The sequence below is a fragment of the Nocardia sp. NPDC127606 genome (assembly GCF_042671725.1).
GTDB lineage: Bacteria > Actinomycetota > Actinomycetes > Mycobacteriales > Mycobacteriaceae > Nocardia.
In genome coordinates this window covers 371,794-381,035 of sequence record NZ_JBHXWQ010000007.1, presented here as the reverse complement: position 1 = coordinate 381,035, position 9,242 = coordinate 371,794, and the positions used below count along the sequence as shown (strand labels likewise).

Annotated in this window: 7 protein-coding genes; all 7 read right to left on the bottom strand. The window is 66.0% G+C overall.

What is annotated here, in order from left to right:
* Positions 1 to 1,002, bottom strand: a 1,002-nt coding sequence (locus tag ACFVJ5_RS28035; protein WP_379224552.1) for an enoyl-CoA hydratase/isomerase family protein, incomplete at its 3' end; no start/stop codon positions are given.
* Positions 999 to 2,138, bottom strand: coding sequence for an acyl-CoA dehydrogenase family protein (locus tag ACFVJ5_RS28030; protein WP_379224550.1), 1,140 nt, complete (start codon positions 2,136 to 2,138; stop codon positions 999 to 1,001). The genes ACFVJ5_RS28030 and ACFVJ5_RS28035, both read right to left, overlap by 4 nt.
* A gap of 4 nt (positions 2,139 to 2,142) precedes the next feature.
* On the bottom strand, positions 2,143 to 3,642 hold the full coding sequence (locus ACFVJ5_RS28025) for a CoA-acylating methylmalonate-semialdehyde dehydrogenase (protein WP_379224548.1): 1,500 nt from the start codon (positions 3,640 to 3,642) through the stop codon (positions 2,143 to 2,145).
* Between the two features lie 432 nt (positions 3,643 to 4,074).
* Complete coding sequence (locus tag ACFVJ5_RS28020) at positions 4,075 to 5,901, bottom strand: acyl-CoA dehydrogenase (protein WP_379224546.1); 1,827 nt, start codon at positions 5,899 to 5,901, stop codon at positions 4,075 to 4,077.
* Between the two features lie 55 nt (positions 5,902 to 5,956).
* Positions 5,957 to 6,850: an intradiol ring-cleavage dioxygenase gene (locus ACFVJ5_RS28015; RefSeq protein ID WP_379224544.1), complete on the bottom strand. Its 894-nt coding sequence runs from the start codon at positions 6,848 to 6,850 to the stop codon at positions 5,957 to 5,959.
* On the bottom strand, positions 6,847 to 7,923 hold the full coding sequence (locus ACFVJ5_RS28010) for a maleylacetate reductase (protein ID WP_379224542.1): 1,077 nt from the start codon (positions 7,921 to 7,923) through the stop codon (positions 6,847 to 6,849). Before ACFVJ5_RS28010 ends, ACFVJ5_RS28015 begins: the two co-directional genes overlap by 4 nt.
* Entirely contained in the window at positions 7,917 to 9,140 is a 1,224-nt protein-coding gene (locus tag ACFVJ5_RS28005) for an FAD-dependent monooxygenase (protein WP_379224540.1), read from the bottom strand. Before ACFVJ5_RS28005 ends, ACFVJ5_RS28010 begins: the two co-directional genes overlap by 7 nt.
* Positions 9,141 to 9,242 lie beyond the last annotated feature (102 nt).

Genomic DNA, 9,242 nt, shown 5'->3' with positions numbered 1-9,242 from the left:
CTGTTCGTCGGTCACCTCGGCGAGCGTCGCGGGCCGCCACTGGGGATTGCGGTCCTTGTCGATCACCTGGGCGCGGATGCCCTCGACCAGGTCGTGCGAGCTCAGCAAGGCGACCGAGACCCGGTATTCCTGGTCCAGCACCGCCTCGAGGCTCGGCAGATCCCGCGCGGCACGCAAGGCCCGAAGCGTGACCTTCAGCGCGACAGGAGGTTTGGCCAGCAGCTCGTCAAGCGCATTGGTTGCCTCGCGCGACTCGGCAGTCTTCAACCGGGCCGCGATCTCCTCCACGGTGTCAGCGCTGTAACAGGCGTCGATCCAGCTCTGCTGAGCGAGCAGGTCCGACGGTGGAATCTGCTCGGCGTACGCTGAGATCGCCTCGGCGACCGGTGCTCGGCGCAGCGCCTCGAGCAAGGCCGGAATCGCAGGGGACGGCACGTAGTAGTCGGCGAACCCCGTTGCGATCGCGTCGCCCGCGGTCATCCGCGCGGTGGTCAGCGCCACGTGTGTGCCGAGCTCGCCCGGCGCCCGCGAGAGCAGGTAAGTACCGCCGACGTCGGGGACGAAACCGATACCGACCTCGGGCATTCCGATCTTGGAGCGTTCGGTGACGATGCGGTGGCTGCCGTGCCCGGACAGGCCGACACCACCACCCAGCACAATGCCGTCCATGATCACCACGTATGGCTTGGGGTAGCTGCCGATCAGCGCGTTGAGGAGGTATTCGTCGCGCCAGAACCGCCCGGTCGCCGAATCGGTGCCCGCCGCACCACCTTTCCTATCGGCGTGGATGGCGACGATGTCGCCGCCCGCGCAGAGCCCGCGCTCGCCCGCACCGGTGACCACGACCGCGCGCACCGTGCCATCATCAACCCACGCGCGTAGAGCCGCGGTGATCGACAGCACCATTGAATGATTGAGCGCGTTGACTACTGTGGGCCGGTTCAGCGTAATGAGGCCGAGGCCGTCTTCGACAGTGATCAACACTTCGGGTTCGTCGGTCATGCGGCTCCGATCAGCGCCCGGGCGACAACCACCCGCATGATTTCGTTGGTGCCCTCGAGGATCTGGTGCACGCGCAGGTCGCGCACGATCTTCTCCAGGCCGTATTCGTGCAGGTAGCCGTAGCCGCCGTGTAACTGCAGCGCCTTGTTGGCCACCTCGAACCCGGTGTCGGTGGCGAAACGCTTGGCCATCGCGCACAGTTCGACCTTGTCCGGCGCATCGGCGTCGAGCGCGGCCGCGGCCCGCCACAGCAGCGTCCGCGCCGCCTCCAGCTCGGTCTGCATATCGGCCAGCGTGAACTGCAAGGCCTCGTTGTGCGACAACGGTTTACCGAACGCCTTGCGTTCGATCAGGTAACGCACCGTTTTGTCCAGTGCCGACTGGGCGCCGCCGATCGAGCAGGCGGCGATATTGAGCCGACCACCGTTGAGGCCGTTCATCGCGATCGAGAAGCCGTCGCCCTCCTCGCCGAGGCGGTTGGTGACCGGCACCCTCGCACCGTCGAGGATCACCTGCCGGGTCGGCTGCGCGTTCCAGCCCATCTTCCGTTCGTTCGGTCCCACCGTCAGACCCGGTGTATCAGCCGGGACGATCAGCGCCGAGATGCCGCGCGGGCCGTCGCCGCCGGTGCGCACCATCATCACGTACACGTCGTTGGCGCCGGCACCGGAGATGAACTGCTTGGCGCCGGTGACTACATAATCATCGCTATCCCGAACAGCCTTGGTGCTCAGTGCCGCCGCGTCGGAGCCGACACCGGGCTCGGTCAGTGCGTAGCTGCCGAGAAGCTGCATCGACGCCATCGCCGGCACCCACGTCCGGCGTTGCAACTCCGTGCCGAATCGATCGATCATCCACGTCGTCATGTTGTGGATCGATAAGTAGGCCGCCACTGCGGGACACCCGGTGGCAAGTTCCTCGAAGATCCGGACCGTGTCGAGCCTGCGCAGTTCTGACCCGCCGGAGTCGTCTCGGACGTAGATTCCGCCGAGCCCGACCGGCCCTGCCTTCCGCAGCACGTCGACCGGAAAGTGTTTGCGCTCATCCCAATCCAGCGCGTTCGGTGCCAGGAACTCGTCGGCGAACTGGCGCGCAGTCTCGACGATCGCGCGTTCGTCCTCGTTGAGAGTCAGCATCGAGTCAGTCCATCGTCGGGATCACGAACGCGTTGGACTCCTTGAGCCCGGCAGGCCAACGCTGGGTCACCGTCTTGGTCTTGGTGTAGAACCGGATCGAATCCGGGCCGTGCTGGTTGAGATCACCGAAGCCCGAGCCCTTCCAGCCACCGAAGGTGAAGTAGGCGACCGGCACCGGGATCGGCACGTTGATACCGACCATCCCGACCTGCACGCGGGAGGCGAAGTCGCGGGCGGTATCACCGTCGCGGGTGAAAATGGCTACGCCGTTGCCGTATTCGTGCTCATCGGCCAGTCTCAGCGCCTGCGCGTAGTCTGCGGCGCGCACGATAGTCACCACCGGACCGAAGATCTCCTCCTGGTAGATCCGCATGTCGGTGGTTACCTTGTCGAACAGAGTGGCGCCCACGAAGTAGCCGTCCTCGGCACCTTCGACGACCAGCCCTCGTCCGTCGACAACCAGTTCGGCGCCCTCATCGATACCGATCTGGACGTAGTCGTTGACCCGGTTCACCCCGTCGAGCCCGACCAGCGGCCCGAAATCGGCACCCGGGTCGTCGGAGCGGCCGACGGTCAGCTTGTGTACCCGCTCGGTCAGCTTCGCGACCAGCCGATCAGCGGTCTCTTCACCTACCGGCACGGCGACCGAGATTGCCATACAGCGCTCGCCCGCCGACCCGTAGCCCGCCCCGATCAGCTGATCGGCGACGTCGTCGAGGTCGGCATCGGGCATCACGATCGCATGGTTCTTCGCGCCGCCGAAGCACTGCGCGCGCTTGCCGTTGGCGGTGGCGGTCTCGTAGATGTACTGCGCGATCGGGGTCGAGCCGACGAAGCCGACCGCCTTGATCCGCGGGTCGTGCAGGATCGCGTCGACGGCTTCTTTGCCACCGTTGACCACGTTGAACACACCCGGCGGCAGACCCGCCTCGAGGAACAGCTCGGCCAGGCGCAGCGGCACCGAGGGATCCCGCTCGGACGGTTTGAGCACGAACGCGTTGCCGCAGGCCAGCGCCGGGCCGGCCTTCCACAGCGGGATCATCGCCGGGAAGTTGAACGGCGTGATACCGGCGACGACACCCAGCGGCTGACGCATCGAGTACACGTCGATACCGGTGCCCGCGCTGTCGCTGTATTCACCCTTGAGCAGGTGCGGAATGCCGATGGCGAACTCGATGACCTCGAGGCCGCGCTGGATGTCGCCCTTGGCGTCGGCGATGGTCTTGCCGTGCTCGGCCGAGAGCAGCGCGGCCAGGCTGTCGATCTCGTCGTTGACCAGGTTCACGAACTTCATCAGCACCCTGGCCCGCTTCTGCGGGTTGAACGCCGCCCACACCGGCTGAGCCGCGGCCGCGTTGCCGATCACTGCACTCACCTCGGCGGCATCGGCCAGCGGAACCCTGGCCTGGACCTGCCCGGAGTTCGGGTCGAAAACTTCACCGAACTTTCCCGAAGCTCCCTTGATGTGCTGTCCGTCAATGAAATGAGTGAGCTCGTGAACCATGCCAGTCCTTTGTGGGATCGATGCGCACCAACCGCGCTTTGGACGGTCATCCAATAATTGGACGTCCTAGTATTTTTACTGTCGCAGCCGACCACCGTCGTGTCAATAGGCCGATTGCCTAGCGGATCCGGAAACCTTGCCAGATAGGGGTCGGTCATCTCGCCCAGCAAGGCGACCGCAGAGTGGAGGGCACCAACTTTCTCGCAGTCGAATCCTGTTGGTCCAGCATCGGCGCAGGCCCGACTACCGTCGGCAGCACCAATCCGATGGCACCTCGGCCGCCTCGCCCCTGGTCCAGCCGGTGCCCCGAAGAGACGACCGGTCACGTATGCAGACGCCACCCGGTCGTCGATGGCGCGGCCGATGTGGGACGCCGCCGTGGACTTCGCTGGCGTAGCGTGATTCGTTCCGTGCGCGAGCGTCACAGGGGATTCAAAAGGCCTCCACCGAAAGGGCGTGTAGATCTGACGTGCTGCTCTGCACAGATGGGAGGAGAGCGGGCAGAGCGATCAGCACGTGCCGAGCGAACCACCGGCCGGACTCGATCTTGCCAAGGTAGAACGGGCGATCCGTGTCTGTGGCATCCGCGAGCCGGGCAGACGCCGCATCTGAGCCTCGCAGCAGGAGCCACCCGCAAATCAGGTCGCCCAGCCCGAGCAGAAGCCGGGTGGTGTCCTGGGCTGCGAGTTCCCGTCCGCCGCCGTTCATTGTGTCGTCGCCCCACCTGGCGGTCAGCACTGAGACGATACTCCGGATCGCCTCGACGGCCGCCGACAGAATTGCGCGCTCTTCTTCGAAGCCCGCGTCTGCGGCGGCGGTCTTGTCCATCTCGGCGAGCAGGCGCTCGAGGGTCGCGCCCTCGTCGCGCAAAATCTTGCGGGAGAAGAGGTCGAGTGCCTGGATGCCGGTCGTTCCCTCGTACAGCGAATCGACCTTGGTGTCGCGGACGTACTGTTCGAGGGGATAGTCGGCGAGGAAGCCGGAGCCGCCGAAGATCTGCAAGCTCTCCTGCCCGAGCACCCGCCACGCGGTCTCGGCGCAGTATCCCTTGATCACCGGGAGCAGCAGCTGATGGCAGGCATCCGCGTCACGGTCCGGCTCGCCGGCGGCGTGCGAGGCTTCCAACCGATCCTGCTGCGATCCAGCATAGAGGACCAGCGCCCGCATTCCCTCCGCATAAGACTTCTGGGTCATCAGGGAGCGGCGCACATCCGGATGCTCAATAATGGGTACTGAGCCACCGTCACCACCGACGAGGCGGTGGCCCTGCACCCGGGCGATGGCGTAGTCGCGGGCGTTGAGGTAGCCGGTAGACAGCGCGGCGGTCGACTTGACTCCCACCAGCATGCGCAAATGCTTGATGAGCTCGAACATCTGGCGCAATCCGGCATGGGTGTCACCGAGCAGCCAGCCGACGGCCGGGCGGTCCGCGCCGAAGGTCATCTCACAGGTGGGACTGCCGGTCAGACCCATCTTGTGCTCGAGCCCGGTCACGATCACACCATTGCGATCCCCGAGTTCTCCGGCCGCAGGATCGAAATGGAATTTCGGGACGACGAAAAGCGACAGGCCGCGGGTGCCGGGGCCGCCTACACCCTCGCCCCCGGACGGCCGGGCCAGCACGAGATGAATGATGTTGTCGGTGAGGTCGTGGTCACCGTAGGTGATGAACCGCTTGGTGCCCTCGAGATGCCAGCTGCCGTCTGGCTGCGGCACCGCCCTGGTGCGGGCCGCCCCCACGTCCGAGCCGGCGTCCGGCTCCGTAAGCAACATGGTCACCATCCAACGCCGCTCGAGGATCAGCTCCGCAATGCGCCGCTGTTCGGCGGTCCCCTGCTGCCACAGCAGCCGGACAACCTGCGGAATGACGTTGAGCCCTTGCGGAATCGCAGGGTTGGCGCCGAGCATGAGCTCGGTAACGCACCAGCGCAGCGACGGGGGCACATGCTGGCCCGAGATCTCCTCCGGCAGATCGAGCTCCAGCCACCCCGAGTCCAGATACTCCGCAGCCGCTTCGCGGTAGTCCGTCGGTAGGGTGACACTGTGGGTCGCCGGATCGAAACGCACCGGTTCCCGGTCGTTGTCGGAGAAGGTCCGAGCTAGCCGGTCGGTGGCGTAGCGGGCAGCTTCGGCCAGAATCGTCGCCGCGGACTCGGGGTCGACCTCGGAGAACGGTTCCCGGCCGTATCGGGCTGCGCCGTCGAGGAGATCGAACAGCACGAACTGCATGTCGCGAATATTGCTGTGATAATGGGTCATCGACTGTGATCTCTTTCCGTGTAACCGAGCATGCACCTGCGCGGACCGAGCCGATTCACGGCCGCGCGGGTGCCAGCCGGATGTCGAAGCGCACGCGCGACCAGGACGCTCCGGCAAGGTCGCGCCCATCAGGAGTCGGCGTGCCCGCTGGCATCGATTCGAAATCCTTGATCAGCGAATTCCGCACCCCGAAGACCGTGTCCGAGCCGAGCGACGCGTCACTGCGGTCGAAGATGTGCGTGACCAGGGTTCGGTGGTTCTCGGCGCTGACCATGAAGTGCAGGTGGCTGGCTCGCATCGGCGAACGCCCTGTCGCTTCCAGCATTTGTCCCACAGGCCCGTCGTGCGGGATCGGGTAGGGGGTGGGGCGCAGTCCCCAGAACGCGTAGCGGCCTTCGGCATCTGTGTAGAGATGCGCGCGAGCGGTGACCCGACCGTCGGTGTACTGGACGTCGTAAAATCCGTTCTCGTCGGCTTCCCACACCTCGATTCGCGCGCCGGGCACCGGGCTACCTTCAATGTCGGTCACACTGCCCTCTGCCCAGCACAACTCGCCGGCGGCACCGCCGGTGATATCCCCGCCGATCGCCACCTCTGGAGCGCCCTCGACGAAGAACGGGCCGAAGACCGTGGCTTCCGTAGCATCGCCGTATGCCTCGTTATTGACCGTCACCGTCTGCATCGAAGCCCCGAGCACATCGGACAGCAGGATGAACTCTTGGCGGCGGTCGTCTGTGATGTGCCCGGCGGCAGTCAGGAAGTCGATCGCGGTCTGCCATTCAGGCTCGGTCAGCCGCACGTCGCGGACAAAGGCATGCAGATGCCGTACCAGCGACTGCATCACCAGGCGCAAACGCGGATCGGCGCACGAATCGAAGCTCGCCACGACGCGGTCTGTGAGCTCCTGTTCCCGACGGCTCTGCTCGACGTCTGTCTCGGCCGTCGTCACTGCGTTGCCCCCTCCGTCATCGATGCGGTGCCCGCCCATGCCCCGCGCAGCAACTGCTCGAGATCTGCGACGGTGACTTCCCTGGGAGTGTTCTCGGGCACTGCAGGCAGGATCAGTCGCGCGGCTTCTGGGATCGCGGCCTCGTCGAAGCCGTAGTCGGCGAGAGCTGCCGGAGCACCGAGCTTTTCGCGCAGCCGGCGCAGCCCGGTCACGGCGTCCGGACTCCCGAAGGCCGTCGCGATACGTGCCTGCGCCTCAGGCGCGATGGGAGCGAGATAGGCCAGCACATGCGGAAGGACTATCGCGTGGGTCTGGGCATGCGGCAGGTTGTAGGCTCCGCCCAGGACGTGGCAGATCTTGTGGTGCAGGCCGGAGCCCGCGGATGAGAAAGCCACTGCCGACAGGTACGCGCCGTACAGGGCCTGATCTCGGCCCTCACGGTTCAGGGGATCCTGCTTGACCGCGGGAAGGCCGGTGTTCAACGCCCGGATACCCTCGGTCGCCATGGCCTGATTGATCGGATCCGTGCGTGGCGCCCACATCGAGTCGACACAGTGCGCGAGTGCATTGAGCCCGGACGCGACCGACAATTCCACCGGCAACGAATAGGTCAGCCCCACGTCGTAGATGACGGTCACCGGCAGCACGCGATCGTCGACACCGGTGGTCTTGCGTGCGCTTTCGGTGATGCCCCAAACATTAGTGGCTTCGGAACCAGCGTAGGTAGTGGGTATGGCGACGATCGGGATGCCAGTGGTCAGCGCTACCGCTTTGGCCAAGCCGGTGGCGGATCCGCCGCCGAGGCTGACCAAGAGGTCGATGCCGTGGACGCCGGCGAACTCGCGTGCTTTTTCTGCCTCCTCGATCGGCACATGCGGGACCACACGGTCATAGATCGAGGCGTTCGGCAGGTGCCGGGCCAGCTGGGTCGCGCGTTCCCTGTCCGAGGCTTCGGCGACGAGCATGATCGCCCGCGCCTCCAGCCGGTTCACCTCGCCGAGCAGGTAGTCGGCGGATTTGTTCTCCCCGAACAGCACTCGCTGTCCGAGCGTGCGGTGGGTAAAAGTCAGCATCGGGTAAGGGCCTCCTTCGCCGCGGTTTCGGCGTCGTATTGGTAGATCCACCCGCTGCGGACCAGTGCGTCGCCCTTGCCGAGTTCGGCGTCCCGCTGTCGCTGCTCGGGACCGTCCGGCAGGTGGTTGATGTCCTTGCGGTCGTGGCTCAGCTGTTGCAGGCGACCCGCCCGCGGAATTCGGATCCGCTCGTACACCGCGAGCGACCGCGCCGGATCAGACTCGGCCGCGAGGCACTGGGCGAGCGCGGCGGCGTCCTCGATGGCCTGCACCGCGCCCTGTGCGAAGAACGGGAACATAGGATGCGCTGCGTCGCCGAGCAGCGTGATCCGGCCGTTGCTCCACCTCGGTAGTGGGGCGCGGTCGAGCAGCGCCCAACGACCCGGTGTGCCGGCGTGCTCGATCAGTTCGCGCAACCGCGGATCCCACCCGTCGAACTCTGCGAGGAGTTCTGCGACGGTGCCCTGACTGCTCCACGACTCGTCTGTGAAATCTCCGGCCGGGCCGAAGGCAACGATATTGATGTTGCGCCCACCGGAAACGGGATAGTGCACCAGATGATGATCCGGTCCGATCCACAGCGTCTGGACGGGGCGGCGACTGAACTCAGGAGCGTTCTCGGCAGGGACAAGGGCGCGGTAGGCGCACATCCCGGAGTAGGTCGCCGGTGCCGGGGTCGTGACCGAACCCCGGACCGTCGAATGGACCCCGTCCGCGCCGACCACGACGTCCGCCTCGATCGCCGTACCGTCGTCGAAGCGCACCCGGACGGCGTCCGTCAGCTCTTCGATTCCGGTGCATTTCATGCCGAGCCGGATCAGTTCGGGTGGCACGGCGGCCCGGATGGCCTCCAGCAGGTCGGCGCGATGGCAGACGTAGGAGCTCTCGCCGTAGAGCTGTTCGCAGCGCCCGCGCATCTGTTCGGCGGAGATGACCTCGCCGTCCTGCCACCGGCGGAACTCCCAGGCGACCTCGAGTTCGACCGCGGCGTCGAGAAAGCGATCCAGGTGGCCGAGTCGCCGCAGCAGCCGCACCGCGTTAGGGGAGACCACGAGTCCCGCGCCCACTTGGCCCAGCTGGGGCGCCTGCTCGTAGACGGTGACATCGATACCGGCGCGGTGCAGAAATGCACCGGCTGCCAAGCCACCGATACCGCCGCCGACGACGACGACGCGCAGCGCGGTACCGGATCCCTGACCGGAAACGGAAATACTCATCGGATATCTGCTTTCTCGGACATGTCCCAGGACCGAATGGCGTCGGGAACGAAGGCTTTTTCGGGTTGTCCGGACCGGGTGGGCCCCACTGCGGACACGCGA